This is a genomic window from Nostoc sp. KVJ3 (genome assembly GCF_026127265.1).
Lineage (GTDB): Bacteria > Cyanobacteriota > Cyanobacteriia > Cyanobacteriales > Nostocaceae > Nostoc.
The window spans coordinates 912821-932248 of the sequence record NZ_WWFG01000002.1 but is presented as its reverse complement, the minus strand read 5'-3'; the positions used below and the strand labels follow the sequence as shown (position 1 = coordinate 932248).

General features: G+C 41.7%; 20 protein-coding genes. 9 read left to right on the top strand and 11 right to left on the bottom strand.

Going from position 1 to position 19428, the window contains the following annotated elements; all coding sequences use genetic code 11:
* Positions 1-63: 63 nt before the first annotated feature.
* Both GTQ43_RS20120 and GTQ43_RS20115 read left to right on the top strand, forming a co-directional pair.
* Positions 64-1191: an acyltransferase family protein gene (locus GTQ43_RS20120; RefSeq protein WP_265274529.1), complete on the top strand. Its 1128-nt coding sequence runs from the start codon at positions 64-66 to the stop codon at positions 1189-1191.
* Positions 1192-1489: 298 nt separating this feature from the next.
* Entirely contained in the window at positions 1490-2194 is a 705-nt protein-coding gene (locus GTQ43_RS20115) for a CAP domain-containing protein (protein WP_265274528.1), read from the top strand.
* Positions 2195-2228: 34 nt separating this feature from the next.
* Here the strand turns inward: GTQ43_RS20115 and GTQ43_RS20110 are convergent, their stop codons facing one another.
* Positions 2229-3611: a carotenoid oxygenase family protein gene (locus GTQ43_RS20110; RefSeq protein WP_265274527.1), complete on the bottom strand. Its 1383-nt coding sequence runs from the start codon at positions 3609-3611 to the stop codon at positions 2229-2231.
* A 1-nt stretch (position 3612) separates the two neighbouring features.
* Positions 3613-4179, bottom strand: coding sequence for a PadR family transcriptional regulator (locus GTQ43_RS20105; protein ID WP_265274526.1), 567 nt, complete (start codon positions 4177-4179; stop codon positions 3613-3615).
* Between the two features lie 253 nt (positions 4180-4432).
* Between GTQ43_RS20105 and GTQ43_RS20100 the strand changes: the two genes are divergently transcribed.
* From GTQ43_RS20100 to GTQ43_RS20085, 4 genes are all read left to right on the top strand, one after another.
* Entirely contained in the window at positions 4433-4846 is a 414-nt protein-coding gene (locus GTQ43_RS20100; RefSeq protein ID WP_265274525.1) for a hypothetical protein, read from the top strand.
* 424 nt (positions 4847-5270) lie between these two features.
* The gene (locus tag GTQ43_RS20095; protein WP_265274524.1) at positions 5271-6446 is read left to right on the top strand and encodes a hypothetical protein; all 1176 of its coding nucleotides are present in this window, start codon (positions 5271-5273) and stop codon (positions 6444-6446) included.
* A 292-nt stretch (positions 6447-6738) separates the two neighbouring features.
* Positions 6739-8178 (top strand): caspase family protein, encoded by a 1440-nt coding sequence (locus GTQ43_RS20090; RefSeq protein WP_265274523.1) that lies wholly within the window; start codon positions 6739-6741, stop codon positions 8176-8178.
* Entirely contained in the window at positions 8172-9464 is a 1293-nt protein-coding gene (locus tag GTQ43_RS20085) for a tetratricopeptide repeat protein (protein ID WP_265274522.1), read from the top strand. The genes GTQ43_RS20090 and GTQ43_RS20085 overlap by 7 nt, the downstream gene beginning before the upstream one ends.
* 335 nt (positions 9465-9799) lie before the next feature.
* On the opposite strand, the gene GTQ43_RS20080 is transcribed toward GTQ43_RS20085, so the two are convergent.
* The 7 genes from GTQ43_RS20080 to rplU form a co-directional block, all read right to left on the bottom strand.
* A complete protein-coding gene (locus GTQ43_RS20080) occupies positions 9800-10516 on the bottom strand; it encodes a molybdopterin-dependent oxidoreductase (RefSeq protein ID WP_265274521.1) in 717 nt (238 codons plus the stop codon).
* 7 nt (positions 10517-10523) lie between these two features.
* A complete protein-coding gene (locus GTQ43_RS20075; protein WP_265274520.1) occupies positions 10524-11120 on the bottom strand; it encodes a cytochrome b/b6 domain-containing protein in 597 nt (198 codons plus the stop codon).
* A 97-nt stretch (positions 11121-11217) separates the two neighbouring features.
* Positions 11218-11913: a cytochrome c biogenesis CcdA family protein gene (locus tag GTQ43_RS20070; protein ID WP_265274519.1), complete on the bottom strand. Its 696-nt coding sequence runs from the start codon at positions 11911-11913 to the stop codon at positions 11218-11220.
* A gap of 5 nt (positions 11914-11918) precedes the next feature.
* On the bottom strand, positions 11919-12524 hold the full coding sequence (locus GTQ43_RS20065; protein WP_265274518.1) for a thioredoxin family protein: 606 nt from the start codon (positions 12522-12524) through the stop codon (positions 11919-11921).
* 108 nt (positions 12525-12632) lie between these two features.
* Positions 12633-12986, bottom strand: coding sequence for a hypothetical protein (locus GTQ43_RS20060; protein WP_265274517.1), 354 nt, complete (start codon positions 12984-12986; stop codon positions 12633-12635).
* 592 nt (positions 12987-13578) lie between these two features.
* A complete protein-coding gene (rpmA, locus tag GTQ43_RS20055) occupies positions 13579-13875 on the bottom strand; it encodes a 50S ribosomal protein L27 (RefSeq protein ID WP_069071599.1) in 297 nt (98 codons plus the stop codon).
* 29 nt (positions 13876-13904) lie between these two features.
* Complete coding sequence (gene rplU, locus GTQ43_RS20050; protein WP_265274516.1) at positions 13905-14312, bottom strand: 50S ribosomal protein L21; 408 nt, start codon at positions 14310-14312, stop codon at positions 13905-13907.
* 430 nt (positions 14313-14742) lie between these two features.
* Between rplU and GTQ43_RS20045 the strand changes: the two genes are divergently transcribed.
* On the top strand, positions 14743-14976 hold the full coding sequence (locus GTQ43_RS20045) for a Nif11-like leader peptide family natural product precursor (RefSeq protein ID WP_265274515.1): 234 nt from the start codon (positions 14743-14745) through the stop codon (positions 14974-14976).
* Between the two features lie 177 nt (positions 14977-15153).
* Positions 15154-16242, top strand: coding sequence for a DNA polymerase beta superfamily protein (locus GTQ43_RS20040; RefSeq protein WP_265274514.1), 1089 nt, complete (start codon positions 15154-15156; stop codon positions 16240-16242).
* Positions 16243-16337: 95 nt separating this feature from the next.
* Here GTQ43_RS20040 and GTQ43_RS20035 read toward each other — a convergent pair whose 3' ends face one another.
* The gene (locus GTQ43_RS20035; RefSeq protein ID WP_196529220.1) at positions 16338-16634 is read right to left on the bottom strand and encodes a hypothetical protein; all 297 of its coding nucleotides are present in this window, start codon (positions 16632-16634) and stop codon (positions 16338-16340) included.
* A gap of 160 nt (positions 16635-16794) precedes the next feature.
* On the bottom strand, positions 16795-17919 hold the full coding sequence (bchI, locus tag GTQ43_RS20030) for a magnesium chelatase ATPase subunit I (RefSeq protein WP_265274513.1): 1125 nt from the start codon (positions 17917-17919) through the stop codon (positions 16795-16797).
* A gap of 162 nt (positions 17920-18081) precedes the next feature.
* Between bchI and GTQ43_RS20025 the strand changes: the two genes are divergently transcribed.
* Entirely contained in the window at positions 18082-19059 is a 978-nt protein-coding gene (locus GTQ43_RS20025; RefSeq protein ID WP_265274512.1) for a DNA cytosine methyltransferase, read from the top strand.
* The last annotated feature ends 369 nt before the right edge of the window (positions 19060-19428 follow it).

The following is a 19428-nucleotide window of genomic DNA, read 5'->3' as shown; positions in this document are numbered from 1 at the left end:
TTGATTACCTGCACAAGGCGGGGTAGCGTAGATACTCATCAAATAACAAATTTACCTTATGCTATGCGCCTGACTTCACTGGATGTTTTTCGCGGCATTACGATCGCTGCTATGATTCTCGTCAATATGGCGGGAGTCGCAGATGATGTATATCCTCCCTTAGCCCACGCCGATTGGCACGGCTGCACACCAACTGACTTGGTATTCCCTTTCTTTCTCTTTATTGTTGGTGTAGCGATGACTTTCTCGCTGTCAAAGTACACCGAAGATAACAAACCAACCTCAGCTATTTACTGGCGCATCTTACGCCGCGCCGCTATTCTCTTCGCCTTGGGATTGCTGCTAAATGGCTTTTGGAATCAAGGTGTTTGGACTTTTGATTTGAGTAGTATCCGCATTATGGGGGTGTTACAACGCATTAGTATTACCTATCTGCTGGCTTCCTTGATAGTTCTTAACCTTCCGCGCAAAGGGCAATGGATACTCGCAGCAGCGATCCTCATCGGCTACTGGTTAATGATGATGTATCTACCAGTACCAGAATATGGCGCGGGAGTTTTGACACGAGAAGGGAATTTTGGCGCTTATATTGACCGCTTGATTATTCCCAAAGCGCACCTGTATAAAGGTGATGGTTTCAAATTTATGGGAGATCCAGAGGGACTATTCAGTACGATTCCCGCGATCGCCAGCGTTCTAGCTGGCTACTTGACCGGTCAATGGATACGCAGTCAACCTGTACAATCACGTACAAGTATCGGGTTAGGATTATTTGGAGTTGGTTGTTTAATTATCGGTTGGGCGTGGGGGTGGACATTCCCTATTAACAAAAAGCTGTGGACAAGTTCTTATGTAGTCTTGACAACCGGTTGGGCGTTACTTTTGCTAGCAGCCTGTTATGAACTCATCGAAGTGCGGCTAAATCGTCGCTGGAGTAAACCTTTTGAAATTATGGGCTTAAATGCGATCGCACTTTTTGTCCCATCGGTTTTGTTGATTAAGATCTTAGTGAAAACCACTATCGGCACAGGTAAAGATGCTCCCAGTACCTACAATTGGATTTACCATAACTGTTTCGCATCTTGGGCGGGACTTCTGAATGGTTCTCTGTTATTTGCCATAGTCACCGTGTTGTTGTGGTGGGCTGTTGGTGTTCTGATGTATCGACAACGTTGGTTTATCAAAGTGTAAATTTGAAACCAGGCATTAGAAAATGAAGATTTTAATTGTTCTTTACGTTTTAGTGTTATCAAGGTTACAACAGATATCAAGTGATAGATTTGTAACTCTTTAGGAACAAAGGCAATCGCAGCTTTATCTATACTCTTAATCAACTCAGTTCCGTTCTTCTTATGGAACTGATTAAAGTTCTGGTGTCTCGCTTCTTGAATTCTGAATAAAGAAGCATGTACAGACTTATCTGTGCGTTGAAAATTCTTATTTCTTCTAATTCACTAAATTAATGCATATAAAAATTGTGAGGTAATGGATGCGTCGCATAAAACTTTGGGTATTTTTGCCAGCTACCCTGATATTCGGCTGCTCAAATCAACTGTTTCAATCTAGCCCGTCTGTGGCAAACTCTAACCCAGCAGTAGTTCAACCAACCAGTCCAAATTTATTAGCATATATGAATGACCTTTCACCGTTGGAACAACAGGTAATTGTTGAAACAAATAAAGTACGAACAAATCCCCAGTCCTACGTGCCGATTTTGGAAAACTATAAAAAGCGCTTTGAGGGTAACAAAATCCAGATTTCTGATAATACTTATTTGCAAACTCAAGAAGGAGTCAAAGCAGTTGATGAAGCGATCGCATTTCTGAAATCTGCAAGTCCTGTAGGAGCGTTGAGTGCCTCAAAGGGTATGTCTTTGGGAGCAAAAGATCACGTTAAAGACCAAGGGACAACAGGTACTATAGGTCATGATGGTAGCGATGGTAGCGACCCCTTTACTCGCATCAACCGTTATGGTACATGGCAAACAACCGCAGGTGAAAATATCAGTTATGGCTCAAACACTCCTCAAGATATCATCATGCAATTAATTATTGATGATGGCGTGCGCGATCGCGGTCATAGAAAAAATATTTTTAACGGCGCTTTTAAAGTGTCTGGGGTTGCTTATGGAACTCACAAGTTATATAGAACAATCTGCGTAATTGACTACGCTGGTGGGTATAGAGAAAAATAATTTAAGTAAGGGCGGTTTGTAACCGCCCATTTCGCTATTCCTGTGCAACCCAAGTACCATGAAATCCATAAGGCACTCGTTGAGGAATTATCACCCGCGCTACAGGTTCAGCAGTCACATCTTGGGCATTAACCACTACTAATTCTGAAGTGTTTGAATTTTCATCGTGGATGAAAGTTACAAGCCAGCCATCATCCTCAGTAATTGCACCAGGACGCGGCGCAAATACAGCTTCACCGCCATAGCGCCCCTGTCCGAATAGGTGGGTTTGGGACTTTCCAGTAGTGAAGTCGTACTTAATGATGCCTTCAAATAATGGTAGGGGACTATTCGCCATTTTGTTGGTGTAGCCATATCGAGTTTGTCGCCCCAATAGATTTTCGTTGACGCGGGGAAATTCTGAAGCTACATCGTCTAACATTTCTTCACGCACTGTCCCCGTATTGAGGTTAAATCGCCAGCGATACAAACGCGGGATATTTGCATCTGGGTCGGGTTGCGAATCATCTAGACTCAAAACAGTCGTAGAACTCATACGACAGGCAATCAGTACTACTTCGTCGCCATTTTCGTAAGCGTTGAGGATATGGAAGACGTAGCAAGCAGGAGTCTCAAACCAACGGATATTACTGTTGTCTCCGTGACGTGGTACAATGCCAAAACGACTGAGGCGATCGCGCTCAAACATCATAACGGGTTCTTGTCGTTGCGATCGCTCAACGCTGAAAGTCAAAGGCAAATCCATAAAAATCGTGTAGTTTTCAGTGATGGCAAAATCGTGCATCATCACTCCTATGGGCAAGTCGATTGGCACTGTCCGCAACAGTTCGCCTTGTGCCGAGACTACACTATATTGGACGTATGGTGGTGCAAACAAAGAGTAGCCAAAGAATACCATCTCGCCTGTAACTGGGTCTAGTTTGGGATGGGCTGTGAAGGCAGAAATCAGCTTGTCATTGTAAGTATATTCGCCAATAGTTTCTAATTCAGGAAGCTTGATAGCGTGAGGTTTACCTCCCTCGTTCAGCGCCAACATCTGACCAGCGTGCCAAACTAAGGCAGTGTTGGCGGTTTTTTTGTACCCACCATCAGGATTATCCTTTCGCAGTGGTTCTAACAATCCTGTCCAGAGAGCCTTACCTGCTTCTCGTTCTTTTTTCCATCCGGCTGTCTGGATGTAACGGTTGCGATAAGTGGCTACGCCGTTGCTAATTTGTACACCATGCAACATTCCATCTCCGTCGAACCAGTGATATTGACCGATAGGTGTCCATTGAGGGTTAGGGCCATTGCGTACAAACATCCCCGACAAATCAAGGGGTAATTCACCGATGACTAGCAGTTTGTCGGTGGTGATTTCTTCACGGATTGGAGCAAAATTGCGATCGAGATAAGGATTGACTGCTATTGTTGCCATTTTATAAAATCTGAGAATGTGATGTACATGGCTTTTGTTTACTGATAACATTTATTGCTATCTTCAACCAATCAATATAAGTCTGTTCTCTTCGGATCGCTAACTCCAGCACCAGCCTTTGCATTACTTGCTCGCGGTTGGCAGAGTCATCATCAAGTAATGGCAAATCAATGATTTGACACTCAGCAAGCTTTTTGATTCGAGCTGCCAATTGCTGCTCTAGTAGATGAATAATGGTTTTATTTGGCAACTGCTCTGCAAAATGCAACTGGACTAGCAAAGGTTCTCGGATAGTCGCTAAGGGCTGATGAGTCTCAAGCCATCGAGCAAATTCAGCTTTTCCTGGCTCCGTTACACTATAGACTTTACGGTTGGGGCGATCGCGTTGAATCTCAATTTTACAGGTAATCCAGCCTTGCTCAACTAGCTTATCGAGAGTTCTATAAATTTGTGCCTGGTCTGCTGGCCACAAATGGGCAATACATTGATCGAAGCAGCTTGTTTTGAGGTCGTAGCCCGTCATTTCTTGCTGCTGAAGAAAACCTAGAATTATGTATGCTAGGGACATTAAGGCAGTTTTCCCATAATTGACATTTCCTCAATAGATGTACTTCTTATAACTTTATGCTATTATATGATTAATCCAATATAAGATACAACAGTTATAATGTAATGAATGCTCCTTAACAAGGAAACCGAATTCAGGAACCGAGCTTAAGTAGATAGTTAACAATGCTGTTTGCACAGATGCAGAATTAAAACTTTAATTACGAATTACGAATTAGTAAAACACTATTATTGTAACGAGAGGATGGGTAACATTGACTTCTAACACACTTTCACAAAGAATACGTCAACATCAATATCTGCGTGATTTACGCAACAAATTGCTTCATCTGCACAAGATGTTGCTGGACACAGAACGTATTGCCTACGAACAGATTAGTGGACGAGTATCAAGCGGAGAACTTCTTCAGCTAGTTATCGCTCATGAACAATTTGCTTGGCTACATCGGATTTCCGAGGTGGTTGTGCAAGTTGATGAAATGCTCCAAGCAGATGAACCGATTGCAATGGAAGATTTTGAAAAGTTAATTGCTGATGTCCGCACGCTGATTGTACCGTTAGAAACGGGCAATACCTTCGAGAGAAAGTATTACAATGCTCTCCAGAGCGAACCTGCTGCTGTGTTAGCACATGCGGAAATATCAAAATTTCTCACGACTAAGGTTTAAAGAGCAAAACTTGGGGCTTACAGCAGAATTCAAGTATTTGAACCACATCTTTCTTTCCTAGGGGCACAGCAATGCTGTGCCCTTACTTGGTCTATTTACCTGAAAATAACTGTAAGCCCCAAGTTTTGTAACAGCTTCACAGCTAATCGGCATCAGTTTTCTTGCATCAGATAACGTGGTCATGAATAATACAGAAGACAAGCTTTGCGTAGGCATAGCCTAGGCTATTGACTTTGATGGAATTTAGGGTTTTTTGGTTCATGCTATTTTTGTGTCATTGCGAGCAAAGCGTTGCAATCGCCTGGGATTGCAACGCTTTGCTCGCAATGAAATATATTTTGTATAGCTTTTTAACTCCTAAAAAGGCACAGAGTCAACAGTCTAGGCATAGCCCAACCCAGATATCGCTAGCCCCTTTATAACAATGACCACTGTAATATTTCTACATGGCACTGGCATTAGAGAACGAGAATACAACGAAACCTTTGAGATAATTGAGCAAAAGATTCACGCTCAACGTCCTGATATCAAAGTTGCTCCCTGCCTTTGGGGTACATTGGGTGCAAAGTTCAATGAAAATCGGGCATCAGTACCCTTAGAAGATGCGACACTGGCTTTATCTCAGCCAGAAGAAGATGCAGATATTACATTGTGGGAAAAATTATACCGCGATCCTTTGTATGAATTGCGGCTGTTATCTTTGAAACCGATTGAGTCAGGAAATGCTTTTGGGGAAGATTCAGGGGATATTTTACAATCTCGTGTAGCGAGTTTCGCGCCGACATCTCAACTAGAAGCTAAGTTGCAAGAGGCGGGAATTGCAGAGATATTTGCCGAAGCACGAGAGGCTGTGATTCTTAGCGAACCGTATCATAAGGCATTGCTCACAGTTTCCGAATCTGACTTGAGTGAATATTATGCACCAATAGCTAGAGCAGTTGTGGCTCAAGCAATGTTTATTAGTGAACAGCAAGAAAAATTTCCCCCCATACTCACCGATGCCCAATTGCGCGATAAAGTTGTGGAATTGCTGACTCTGGCTTTGACAGAGGCGGAGTTAGGATTGGGTAGCTGGTTATTAAAGCCACTTTATGGACTACTACAGCACGGCGGAACAAATTATGTTAGAGGAAACCGCCTGGAGTTAACTGATAAAATTTCGCCTATGCCTGGTGATATTTTGTTGTATCAGGCGCGGGGTGAAAAAATTAGGGCGTTTATCCAGCAACAAATTGCCCAAGCAGAACCGCCAGTAGTCTTACTCGCCCATAGTTTGGGAGGTATCGCTTGTGTAGATTTGCTAGTGCAGCAGCAGTTATCTCAGGTGGAATTATTGGTAACAGTTGGTTCCCAAGCACCATTTTTATATGAGATTAACGCCCTCTACAGCTTAGAATATGGAGAGTTATTACCAGAGCATTTCCCGGAATGGTTGAATATCTACGATTTACGGGATTTTCTCAGTTACGTTGGTAAGAATATTTTCCTTGATAGAGTGCAGGATGTACGAGTGGATAGCAGACAGCCATTTCCCCGTTCCCACGGTGCTTATTGGACAAATCCTAAAACCTGGGAGGCGATTATTCCGAGGTTGCCATAATGCTTTACTTTTTACGGTATCTAGAAAACCTCTCTCCCAACCTCTCCCCTCGGTGTACAGACAAGTCGAGTTACCCCCCTCAATCCCCCTTGGAAAGGGGGGAAGCCGGAAATCTAGCTCTCTCCCCTTTGCAAGGGGAGGGTTAGGGTGGGGTAAAAACCAGATTCTTAAACTACTTCAGACTTGTGTTTATGCCGTAGGAGGAACGCTAAAAGCCACATTTTTAAGGGGGTTGGGCGATCTCTTGTGCGTAAGTCCCCATAATATGAGAGGCTAGGTCATCATGCAGTTGATGGCGAAACCTGAGCGGACATTTGGGTTAATTGTGGGTATTGAAAAGTACCACGAAAGTGCTTGGAATGTCACGGGTGGGGGGCCAGCCGATGACGCGCTGAAATTTGCTCATTGGCTGCATCAGCACGGTGTACCGAAAGAGAATATCCGGTTATGTTTATCAGCGCTGGAAGAAAATCATCAGTTAATTGGGGAATGTGGGTTAACTGTAGAGTTAGCAACAGAGCAAAACATCTCCGACATTGTGACTAACTTTTTATCCCCAAAGTCGGGGGATTTACTCTACATTTTTTGGGCGGGACATGGTTTGATTACCTCAGAACGAGAGCGTCGGTTGCTTTGTGCTGATGCCAATAAACAGAATTGGCAGAATTTAGATTTAAATTCTTTATTAGTTTTGTTGGGTTCCGATAATTTTCAGATTCGGAATCATATTTGTATTATTGATGCCTGTGCCAATTATGTTTTAGAGTCGAAGGGAAGACCAACTAATTTAGGTGGCAAAGCTTTTTTGAGTGGTCAGCCAAAGCAAGATAGTCAACAATTTGTGTTACTGGCTACGCGGGATGGAGAGCAAGCTAAGGTAAATTCTGAAAATAAAACAGGATACTTTTCTCAAGCTGTGCGGGAAGCTTTTGCCTCAGCTAATGGGACTTTTCCCCCGAATATGAGGGAAGTTACTGAGGCAGTTAAGCAGCGATTTATTAGTTTAGATAAAAAACAACTGCCGACTTATTTTTATTCTCGCAGTTGGGATGGAGATATTGAAAAATCTCATTTCAACCCCTTTGATATCCCGCATAATATCCAACAGAGTCAAGCTCGTAAGTTTGTTGGGAGGAATGAGCAAATAGAACAATTGCGTCAGCTATTACAAGCAAATGATGTTGTGGTAATTAGCGATGTGACTAGGCAAGGTGGCGTAGGTAAAACAGAGTTAGCTATTCAATACTCGTGGCAATATTTAGAAGATTATTCTGGCGGGTGTTGTTGGTTAAATCCCCAAGGTATTGATTTGGGAACCCAGTTAGTAGAGTTTGGAGTTGTGAATTTACCTAACTTTAATCCACCGGATGGATTAAGCCTAGCAGGTCAAGTTGCTTATTGCTGGAAGAACTGGCAAGCGGGCAAAGTTTTATTAATATTTGATGATGTTAAAGACTGGATGCAAATTAAACCTTACCTACCACCTAAAGGTTCTCTGTTTAAGGTGTTAATTACTACTCGTCAGAACACAGGGTTAACATATCCATCACTGCCGCTAGGTGAATTATCACCAGATGGAGCCTTAGAATTATTAGCAACTCTGCTGGGAAAAGATAGGGTTGAGAAGGAATTGGAATTTGCTAAAGGTCTTTGCCGATTTGTGAATTATGTACCAATTGGACTTTACCAAATAGCAGCACAGTGCCGAGAGCCAGGGAGAGTATTATGCTAGCAGACATTCTCGCACAGCTACAAAAGCAAGCATCAACAGGCGAGTCTGGTGTAGCAGTAGCTTTTGAGTTGAATTGGCAATGTTTGGAAGCAGAAGCGCAAAAATTGGCTTGTCTTTTGAGTTTGTTTGCTTTGGCTCCTATCCCCTGGTCTTTGGTAGAATCAGCAGCAAGTGCTAGCCATTTGGAATTTGACTTTAAAGCTAACTGCACTATTTTAGTTGAGCGTTATTTGCTGCAAGAATTGGCAGATGACACCTACCAAGTTCATGAACGCATTCGGGAATTGTTACAGCATAAGTTAGAAGAGTTAACGGAAGCGGATGAACTCAAGCGCGGCTTTTGTCAAGCAATGGTAGCCGTAGCACAGGATGTTCCTCAGATAGCCACATTGATACACATTGCTAAAGCAACCCTGGCTATCCCTCACCTTGCGGAAGTTGTTACAGTTTACCAAACTTGGTTAAACGATGATGATCTAATCTGGCCTTTTGAAGGGTTGGGTAGATTCTACGAAGGTCAAGGAGCCTACGAGCAAGCTTTACCTTGGTATGAGCAAAGTTTATCAACTGGTAGAGAACGTTTGGGCAAATCACACCCTAATGTGGCAATCAGCCTGAACAATTTGGCTGAACTCTACCGTTTCCAGGGAAGGTACAGCGATGCCGAACCTTTGTATATGCAAGCTTTGGAGATGATTAAACGTCTGCTGGGGGAATCACACCCCAATGTGGCAATTACACTGAACAATTTGGCGTTACTCTACTTTTATCAAAAACGCTACATAGAAGCAGAACCCTTATCACTGCAAGCGATAGAACTAGATAAGCGAATCTTAGGAGAAAAGCATCCCGATGTAGCTACTGACTTGCACAATTTAGCTTTAATATACCGCGCCCAAGGACGTTACAACGAAGCAGAAGCATTATTCTTGCAAGCTTTGAAACTTAAGCAGGATTTACTTCCAGAAAATCATCCTCTTTTGGCAGATACTATTTACGCTCTTGGTTATATGTACAAAGTCCAAGGACGCTACAATGAAGCAGAACCATTGTGTCTCAAAGCATTAGAACTTGATAAACACTTGTGGGGAAACAACCATCCCAGCGTTGCGGTAAGTCTCAATAATTTGGCAGAACTCTACCATTTACAGGGAAGGTACAGCGAAGCCGAACCTTTGTACATCCAAGCTTTAAAGATCGCTGAACAACAGTTGGGGGCAAATCATCCCAATACAATAACCTTTCGTGGAAATCTGGAAGACTTGCGGCGGAATCGTCAGCCTTGATTCAGGAGAATGGTTGCTTTTGTCTGGCGTTGGTTTCAGTAATTTAGGTAATCTGCGCCGGCTGCATTACCCGCCTGGGATTCAAATTTTAGTCTAATAAGTAGGCAACATAATTAATTACAGAATGTCATTGCAAATGCAGTGAAGCAAAATAATGCGATCGCACAACCTAAAACTACTTCTCTACGATATGCTTTGCGAAGGGTGCGATCGCTTTGCTTCATTTCATTACGCTCGCAATGACAGCTTATGTTTTTACATATTTGGGCTGCTTGCGATCGCACTGTGGCAATCTCAAACCTTTCCCAGTTCTTTACTCACCAATATTTCGCTGACTATAACCCTGCAAACCACTCATAGCCCTGATCCTCCCAATAGCCTTTAAGAGGTAACAAATTGCTGACGAATGTAATTTGAGTTACCCACTTGCTTTGTTTGTAGCCCAGTTTAATTGGGGATGCTAAACGCATAGGCGCACCATTATCAGCTGATAACGGTTGTCCATTCTTTTGATAAGCCATGAGGGTTTGGGGATGGACAGCAGAGGCAAGATCCCAGCTTTCATAGTAGCCATCAGCAGATTTAAAGTAGACATAGCGGACATTTGACTTCGGCTGTACCAGCGTTACCAAGTCTCGCAATCGCACGCCTCCCCATTGAACGATCGCAGCCCAGCCTTCAACACAGATATGGCGAATTACCATTGAAGTCAAGGGAAATTTTTGAATATCTGCCATACTCAATTGCATTGGGTTACTAACTTCACCATCAATCTTTAGGCGAAACTGCGCCGGATCGATTTGCGGCGTGAAGTCAAAGGTATTAATCAGCAATTTATCTGCTTCTATGGCACTGACAGCAAATTCTGGAACTGGTTTTTGACTTAACAATAGTGCTTCCAGACGTTGGTTTAGCGGCTCAGATATTTGCCGCAGATTATCTGAGAACAAATTTGTCCCACAGCCACCTAAAAGAAAACCTACCCCTGAAAGTCCAGATAGTTGCAATAATTGGCGACGGGATAAGGTGCGTTTGGGAAGAATCAGACTCATATTACCTCTACACAAACATAGACTTAACTAGACGGATGCTTCCTACCTTCAGGGCAAGTAAGGAATGAGCAATTGTAAACAGTATGACTGTGGGAACAGTGATAAAGTGAACAGTGCGGAGAGTTTGCCAACTACCAAATAGCCCCGAAATCCAATGCAGTTGGGCAGGTTTGTACATTGCCAAACCACTCAAGATTGCCAGCAGTAGCACGGGAATGATAGCAGTATAAGCTAGCCGATGCCATGCGTAATTTTTGCGTTTTTGGTTCTGGCTGACTTGCAATGCTTTTAAGTCGCTGCGATCGGCAAAGCGACGCTGCCAACGACGGGTTATAAAGATATAGATTCCATACCAAAGTAAATTTAGTGAAAATAGCCACATAGCAGTGAAATGCCAGTTTCTGCCACCCCCAAGCCAACCTCCCAGCAACAGAAAATCGGGAAAATGCCAACCTTCACGCCCGCCAAATACTGGATTAGCATTATATATTTGCAATCCGCTAGCGATCATCAACATGAGGCTGATGATATTAATCCAGTGAAAGGTCTTTGAAAGTAAAGTCTCACTTGGTGTTGAACGGGCTTTACGTTTAGATGAGGTCATACCAATTTTGAATTTTGGATCTTAGATTTTTAGATTGTTCCCAGTAAGACTATTGGATTGGGTCTTCTAATCCAAAATTGGCACGCTTATGACTGTCTCACAGAGGTTGAGTAGGAAAAAAGGGAGCTAGCCAAAGTTGTATCTGGACATCCCAACCGAGAAGAATAGCAATTGCTGTTGCTGCGATCGCAACACCACCCACGCGCTGCAACACTGCACTATGGCGGCGGACATTGAGGATGCGTTTGCTAAGTACTCGCCCACCGTAGGCGATCGCTAATAAAGGCAAACCTGCTCCGATTCCATAAACAACCAGTAACCAAAATGCACCTGCGACTTGATGATTAACTGCCGCTAAGACTAAAATTCCTCCCAAAACTGGCCCAGCACAGGGAGTCCATAAAAGCCCTAACTGAGTCCCTAACCAGAATTCTCCCATAAGTCCAATTCGTGGGGGTTTCTTAGCCCAATTACCGACGGGAATATAAGTAAATATTCGGTAACTCCATGTGGGGAAAATTGCGAGTAATCCTAAAAATAAAAGAAGTGCGATCGCGCCATTCCGTAATAAGTTAGCCAAACCCGTAAACCAGCTTGCTGTTACACCGAGTAAACTACCTGCGAGTGCAAAACCAGCGATTAATCCCCCCACCAGCGCGACTGGGCCGTAAGTATGCGATTGGAGCGATCGGCCTAATAGCACAGGCAAAATCGGTAAAACACAGGGTGAAAGGACATTCAAAACTCCCCCCAATAAAGCTAGACTGATCGATAAAGTAGAATTCGTCATCATTGCTTCTACCCCAATAGCTGGCGGATAGTTTGCTCTGTTTTTTCGTATGCTCCTTCACCAATATGGTCATATTGTAGTAAACCCTGGCGATCGGCTAGAAATATATGGGGCCAATACTGATTTTCGTAGGCGTTCCAAGTTTTATATTCGTTATCCACTGGAACCGGATAAGTAATTTGGTGTTTTTGTAACGCCTTTTTTATATTGTTCGGATCTCGCTCAAAAGCAAACTCTGGTGTGTGGATACCAATCACCTTGAGTCCCTGCGCCTCATACTGCCGATGCCATTTAGTGATGTAGGGCAGGGTACGCTGACAGTTAATACAAGCAAAAGTCCAAAACTGGATCAAAACAACACTGCCTTTGAGATCGGCGATCGCTAAAGGGCTAGAATTAAGCCACTGACTGATACCCTGAAACTCTGGTAAACTCTTACCTGCCGGAGTTTTCACAATAGTTTCTAAGTCTTGCGTATTGTTACTTTTTGCAGGAGAAATAGAAGGGGCATTCACTTTTCTGAAGTTGGAAAGTGTTGTGGCTGCACCGATTCCAACAACCCCTAAGCCAATATAAAAAAGTAACTGACGACGGTGCAGCAGGTTGTGATTCATCAGAATTTCTCCTGTTGATGTCAAAGCGCCAAAGTATAGGGATTGGCTTAAGATTTTCTTGGTAAGCAGCCCCTAATCTTACAAGAAAAGTGAGATGCAAGGCTGTGGCTAGGGCTTGGTGGAAGCCGGGGATTGCTTCATAGCATCGCCAGCTTTGTCTTTGCTCATCGCGTCACCAGCTTTATCTTTACCCATCGCATCTTTGCCCATTGCACCGCCAGCTTTATCTTTACTCATCGCATCGCCAGCTTTGTCTTTACCCATCGCATCTTTACCCATTGCACCGCCAGCTTTATCTTTGCCCATCGCATCTTTACCCATCGCATCGCCAGCTTTATCTTTACTCATTGCAGGAGAGGCTTCAGGAGCAATTTGATTGTTGCTTGCAGGACTGCTAGAGCAAGCAGTGAGACTTGCAGTTAAGCTTAAACCAGCAATTAAACAAATTATTTTCCAGTTCATAGTCTTCTTTCGTCCTTTGGATAGTTCTTTTTGTATTGATTGACTCAGAGAAATTAAGCTATAGCACATTCTTAAAGGCTATTGAGGTAAAAAAGATGCCTTTTTTATAGAGGACTTCATCAAACTTTTGCTACTGACATTTGATTTATCCCCAACATCCAAAGTATCTCTATGAGGACTGAGAGCTTATTGAAATTAAGCCATGATTTTCATAAATTTATCCATTGAGAAAATTCAGTTAATTCTCAGCATTTTCTCAGGTATTCATGGTAGCTCAAAGCTAGAATCTAATTTAGGTATTATTTCAGCAAAATCTCATACTGAAGTGCATGAGCTATCTGAACTTTAGAAAATCCAAAAATTGGTGCTTAAGACTTAATATAAAATATCTACGGCAGCAAGCTACGCAACCAAATTTTCTTTTGTAATATTTTGTTAGTGAAGAATATCTGCGCTTTAAATCGGAATACTAATCTATGGCCACCAGAGAAACAAAGCGACTTTTAGAAAATTTTAGAAATGTATGTAAATCTGACCATCATGCCAGTGCTAACTAGCGATTAGGGTGGGCAATGTTACCCACCCTCACACTCTAACTTGCTACCGCTTCAGCAGGGGCTGCTTCAACAGCAGTTATAGGTAGATAAACACTAACTTTTTTACGAGTTTTGCCTTTTCTTTCAAACATTACAACACCGTCGATTAAGGCAAACAGAGTATCATCGCTACCAATACCGACGTTATTACCAGGGTGGAATTTAGTACCGCGCTGACGCACGAGAATGTTTCCTGCACGCACAACTTGACCGCCATAGCGCTTGACACCCAGACGTTGGGCGTTAGAATCACGACCGTTACGTGTACTACCTGTTCCTTTCTTATGAGCCATGATTTCCTCTTTTGTATCTACTTCTTTTATTATTCAGCAGCGACTTCAACTTCTTCGGCAGGAGTCTCATCTAAAACGGGGGTTTCCTTCTCCGTTTCTCCTTGGGCAACAAACACTTCACCGTTAAGGGTGATGGAGTCAATCATAAGTCTGGTAACTTCCTGACGATGCCCCCGTTTTTTGCGGGTTTTCTTTTTCGGCTTCATCTTGTATACCAGGACTTTACGACCTCTGTAATGTCGCATTACAGTCCCTTCTACAGTCGCACCTGTCACTAGTGGCTGGCCAATGCTGACTTCGCCATCGTGCTGCACGAGTAATACGGAGTCTATTGTAACTTTTTCATCTGGTTCGGTAGGAAGCAGTTCAATATCATAAAACCGCCCTGGCTCTACTCGTATTTGTTTGCCGCCAGTTTCAATAATTGCGTAGGTCATTAAATTGTCCTTGAGGTTGCCGTACAGGTAGCTGGTTTTTATCTCCTGTAGAGAGGCTTTTGCCAGCTTTTGTAATATGTCTACCTGATCCGAGCAGGAATTAGACAGACAATCTAATATCCTATTTTATTCATAGGTGGTAAGTCAAGCTTTTATTTGCCAAAATTCGTGATGGCGATCGCTTACCCAAAAATCAGAATCGATGCTTTTTATTTAAATATAGCTTCCATCTTAAGAGTGATTTTTACAAACTATTAGAAATAGTTTAGACTCAAACTTATAGTTTCTTATCAAAATCCACACATTTATCTTATTTATTTTAGAATTAAACTTACGCGACTAATCCAATAGTTTTCAACAGAATTTAGGGAATCGAAAAAATCAAATTCTTACATTCAAACCTGATATTCAAAACAGGAGATGGATTGTCATGACACAGCAAAATGCTACCCGACTTTTTCAAGCTGTAAAACAAGATCAAGCATTACAGCAAAGACTTAAAGCAACAGCCGATCCAAAAGCCTTCATCAAGATTGCTAAAGAGCGTGGCTATGACTTTACCTCTGATGAGCTTGACAATGAAATCAACAAGTTATCTGAAGAAGATTTAGCCGCTATTGTCAATCCAGGATGGGGAACTAGACGGCATATTAATCCTAGATAATTTCTATTTTAGGAGACTGAAAGTATAGGAACAACTGAATTGATAAATTTTGCTCCTCAAGGGATACCGTTGCATCATCTCCTTGAGGAGCATTTATATTAAACTAAGCAATTCTGCTTCGCATCTCGCCACCTGCTTAACTCATGAGTTAGGATGACTATATTTTAATTAGGTGATATGGAAAGAATAGAAGTTGAGCAAAGAACTATTTTAATTGGTTTGGCAGGTAGCCACGGCTATGGTTTAAATCGTCCTGATTCAGATTTTGATTATCGGGGAGTATTTATCGCACCCAAAAGATACTACTTGGGATTTGATCGCATCGAACAAAAAGATGCTGGTTGGGATGAACCAGGTATATTTCCATTTATAGATGGAAATAAAGACACAGTTATATATGAATTAAGAAAAATTCTCCAGTTATTAGCGGGTGCGAATCCTAATGTTTTAGAATTGCTCTGGTTAAATAACTATCCTTTTGTCAGCGTAGTCGGACAGCATTTAATTAATCATAAGCAGCTATTTTTGAGCAAGAAGGTAAAACATACTTACACTGGTTATGCCTTTGCCCAAATCAAAAAGATGGAAACTCATCGTAAATGGTTATTAAAACCACCGCAAAAAAAGCCAATACCATCTGATTTTGCCATAGAAGATGAAGCACCTCTTAGCAAGGATGAGCTAAATGCTTTTCTGGAGTATCTTTATAACTTAATCAGAGGACGGATTGAGTTTTTGGAAGAAGCGGAGCAATTATACCAATTGCTAACAGCAGATATTGATTTTAAAGGAGTATTAAAACAATATACTTTACCAGATGAGACTTTAGAATATACCCAAAACTTAACTAATAGCCGTAAAGATTTTATCCGTCTGCTTCAAAAAAGCCAAAGTTATCAAATAGCTTTAAGAGAATGGAAAGCTTACTTATCTTGGCAGGAAAATAGAAATCCGGCTAGGGCCGAAATGGAAAGAAAGTCTGGTTTTGACCTCAAGCATGGAATGCACTGCATTAGATTGTTACGCAGTGGAATAGAAATATTGCGTCAAGGTGAAGTGATTGTAGATAGAAGAATAGCTGGTGATGTTGAGGATTTAAAAGCTATTTTGAAGGGTGAATATTCTTACGATCGAGTGATGAAAATGGCAGAAGATTTAGTTGCTGAAATGGAAGTTGTTTACGAACAATCCGCCCTCCCTCACAAACCTGATTTGGAGGAAATTAATGAGTTGTGTATGGAATTGGTAGAAATGCAAAATTGGTAAGTTAAAAAGTTAAGAGTAGAGAGACGCGATTAATCGCGTCTGTACAAAAGTTAGGAGTTTATAATTAATTTCTCACTCATAACTCATAACTAATTTTAGAGAGTGTACATTAAGTCAGCAAACCCATAGAGGCTGATGATAAGCAATAGAGATGCTGTTAGCTGGGTAATTCGCGTCTGGGGTGAGGGTGCGATCGCTTCCCGCACTAAGATAGAAATAGATGCTCCGACTACTAGGCTCAACCCTAAAATTAAATAAGGTCTGTCGGGTAAAATACTGGCTATTGCCAGCATAGCGATCGCTAATAAGAGCATCAATAATTCTACAAACCTGGGCGGGTTGTATTGGCTAGATAGAACAAAGCTGTTGAACCAAAAAGACCAAAATCTCATAGTCAGTACTGAGTGCTGTTAGCGGTAGCAGGGCGTTTAGCCCGTGCTGAGTTAAAAGTTGGGAGTTAGGAGTGATGAATGAGAAATTGAATTTATGAGTTATGAAGCAGCTTTTCGTTCAAAACTCTTAACTCCTGTAGAGACGCGATTAATCGCGTCTCTAACTTCTAGCCCCTAATTTTTGACCTGTACCATTTTTTTGTGCTGCATCACTTTCTGGTAATTCTACGCCAAAGACACGGCTAAAAACTTTGGCGACTTTGTAGCCAGAATCAATCGATTCTAAGGGGTCTTTTCGCAGTCTGTGACGCAAGCATAGGGTAATTACGCGATGGATATCATCAACTGTAACTTCAGTACGTCCTTCATAAGCTGTTAAGGCTTTAGCGGCGCGGTTACTAACAATGTCACCCCGCAAACCATCTACATCTAGTTCAGAACAGACTTCAGAAATTTTTACCCGCAGATCGTAGTCAATTTTCACTTCTGGCAAAAGCTTTTGAGCATTGACAATTTGCTCTTGCAATGCTTCTTGCTGGGCTTTGCAGCTTTCTAGAAATACTGGAGGGTTTTGGTCAAAATCCGCCCGTTGTTCCACGATTTGCACCCGCAAGGCTGGTTCTTTTACCGTGTGAATTTCTGCGTGCATTCCAAAGCGATCGAGCAATTGGGGACGCAGTTCGCCTTCTTCAGGGTTTCCAGAACCCACAAGAACAAAACGCGCTGGGTGACGGATAGAAATACCTTCCCGTTCTACAGTATTCCATCCACTAGCGGCGGAATCGAGCAGTACGTCTACAAGGTGATCATCTAGTAAGTTGACTTCATCCACGTAGAGAATGCCCCTGTTAGCCTTTGCGAGCAGTCCCGGTTCAAAGGCTTTAACACCTTCAGATAAGGCTTTCTCGATGTCGATTGTGCCACAAACTCGGTCTTCTGTAGCTCCTAGCGGCAGGTCTACCATTTGGACTTTTTTGTGAGCCACAGGAATTTCCGCCCCTTGTTCTAAGAGTTGGCGGACTTCGTCGCTCATCAAGTCGGGATCGCTGGGATCGCTACTGAAGGGATCGTTGGCAACCACAGAAATTTCTGGCAGCAGATCCGCCAGGGCCCGGATAGTTGTGGATTTACCGGTGCCGCGATCGCCCATGATCATTACACCACCAATTTTGGGGTCAATCACGTTCAATAGGAGCGCCAGTTTCATTTCTTCCTGGCCCACAATTGCCGTAAAAGGAAATACAACGCGACGCGCGCTTGCCGTGGATTGAGCAGTTGGACTCACTAAATTACCTTAACAATATTTTTCTTATTACAGTTTTCTATTGTGACACAGTTGGGGTGTGGAATAGGTTAGTAATTTTGAAGGCATTATTCAATACATTATCTTAAGTATATACACTAAAATAATCATTATTGATGAAGAATTAAAAAATATATAAAAACTATGAAAGAAAAATCTAGGAATGAGATAAAAAACTCTTCATTTAGAGTTTTAGACCTTTTTGCTGGTTGTGGAGGGTTATCTTTAGGCTTTCAAAATGCTGGGTTTAATATTATAGCAGCATTTGATAATTGGAAACCAGCTATAAATGTTTATCAAAAAAACTTTAGCCATAAAATTTTTGATTACGATCTTAGTAATTTAAGGAGTAACTATCAAATTTTTAGAGAAATGTGCCCTGAAATTATTATTGGTGGCCCACCGTGTCAAGACTTTTCTAGCGCCGGTAAACGTAATGAAAATTTAGGAAGAGGAGATTTAAGTATTGTATTTTCTGAGATAGTTACAAATGTTCTGCCTCAGTGGTTTTTGATAGAGAACGTAGAACTATTTCGTAAAAGCAATAAATATAAAGAGGTTAGACAAGTATTCAAAGATGCTGGATATGGTTTAAGTGAAATAATTTTAGATGCTAGTCTGTGCGGTGTTCCTCAAAAGCGAAAAAGATTTTTTTGCTTTGGAGAGTTACAAGGAAAAGACCAAAGTCTAGAACCTTATCTGAAGAAAAGGTTAGCAGATAAACCAATGACCATTAGGGATTATCTGGGAAATAAATTAGAAATTCAATATTACTACAGACATCCAAGAAGTTACCAAAGAAGAGGAATTTTTAGTATTGATGAACCTAGTCCAACAGTAAGAGGAGTTAATCGTCCTATTCCTAAAAATTATAAGAAACACCCTAAAGATCCAGTCTGTATTATAGAAAAATTGCGCCCATTGACTACAATCGAAAGAAGCTATTTGCAGACTTTTCCTGAAACATTTATTTTTGAAGGTACAAAGACAGACCTTGAGCAAATGATAGGAAATGCTGTGCCTGTAAAGCTTGCAGAGTACATTGCTCAAAGTATACTTGAATATATTAAAGATAATTTAAATACTTCTAAAATAATTCCAGAAAAAACTTATGCTTTGTAATTCCGCTCCCATAAAAATTGGGGATAATATTTAGTAGTTGAAATTTCCCCAAATATTTTAATTTCAGTCAGTAGTTTAACTCATCTTTATCAAAGGTTCTATCAACTTTTTAGCAGAGATTTATGCATCAGTTATTTTATTTTTTGGAAGTCTCCAAGGGAGATGGAATATAAGCTAATACAGTTCAAATAAGCCCAAAATCCTGATGTAGAGACGCGATAAATCGCGTCTTTAAAGATCAATTATCTTGCGTGCCCTAAGCTTGCCGAAGGGTCGAACTGCTTAGTATAAGTGCCCCATTCGCCATTTCAATCTCTATTGGGCACTAATGGCTACTTGCTGCGTCAAGCATCTTATCGGTCTGCTTTA